The organism is Oleiphilus sp. HI0080, from assembly GCF_001635135.1.
In genome coordinates this window covers 1-1,302 of record NZ_LWFU01000742.1, presented here as the reverse complement: position 1 = coordinate 1,302, position 1,302 = coordinate 1, and the positions used below count along the sequence as shown (strand labels likewise).

Sequence of the window (1,302 nt, the reverse complement as noted above, 5' to 3'; positions counted from 1 at the left end):
TCGGCCGCCACAACGAGATAATAGTCGTCTTCATCGTGACGAATGGTATTCTTGGGAGGAACCACCTTACCCTTCACTAAGTTGTCGGTCACATCAAGTAAAGCGGAAATAAAGATCTTGTAGCACGCGATACCCTCCTTCATAAACGCGTCCCGATCTCCTTGCGGCAACTTCTTAGCAACAAAACCACCCTTTGCGCCTACCGGGACGATCACGGCATTTTTAACTTGCTGCGCCTTCACCAACCCAAGAACCTCTGTACGGTAATCTTCATTACGATCAGACCAACGCAAGCCACCTCGAGCCACTTTTCCTCCGCGCAAATGCACGCCTTCAACTCTTGGTGAATAGACAAAAATTTCAAACATTGGCACGGGAAGCGGCACATTTGGAATTAAACGAGGTAAAAGTTTGAACGAGATATATGACTTAAACTTGTCTTTGGCTTTCTGATAGAAGTTGGTTCTAACGGTCGCCTTGATTAGATCAAGGTACAAGCGGAGGATCTTATCCTCTGTCAAATTCGGGACATCTTCCAAGCCTTCTAGAAATTCAGTTTCTAATTTCTCAAAAGCCTTAGTCCGCTCAGCTTTTTTAGGGCCTTCTGGATCAAACCGTAGTTTAAACATTTCCAACAACAGCTGAACCAAGTCATCATGATGGACTAAGGTGCTTGAAATCAGCTCCTGGGAGTTACTCACTCGTACCTGTCGCATATACCTCGCGTAACTGCGAAGCACAGCAATATCTCGCCAATCCAAATAGGATGTGACCAATAGCCGGTTGAATCGGTCATTCTCAGCTCGCTCATCCCATATTTCTTTAAATAAGACTTCAAACTTATCTTTAATTTTGGCGAGATCAATGCCTTTGCCACTATGCGATTGGAGCGAAAAGTCATGCATCCAGATAACATTTCCGGAGAGGCTCTTCACGATAAACGGGCTTTCCCCGATCACTCGAAAACCCATATTCTCGAAGATCGGCATAACATCAGAAAGCGTGACCGGCTCATCACCAACAAATAGCTTGCAGTGGAACGTGTCTTCACCTTCATCCATGGAACGGTAGAAGCTCATTTCCAAGCCGCCGCCATTCGCAATCGTATCGATATGACTTAAATCTAAAGCGGCGCGTCGTGGCGTGAAGGCTTCACGATAACTTGCATTAAAACCTTGGCGATAATGCTTTGCGAGATGACTACCCTGTTCTTCGCCATACTGTTCTGTCAGTGCGGCTTCCAAGTCGTCATGCCAGGAAATAACGACACCGAGAATTTTCTGTTCGATCGCTTCAAACTTA

Annotated in this window: 1 protein-coding gene; it reads right to left on the bottom strand. The window is 45.8% G+C overall.

Annotated elements, in window-relative coordinates; genetic code table 11:
* Positions 1 to 1,302: NAD-glutamate dehydrogenase domain-containing protein (locus A3751_RS15685; RefSeq protein ID WP_197466398.1), on the bottom strand; the 1,302-nt coding region annotated here is incomplete at both ends.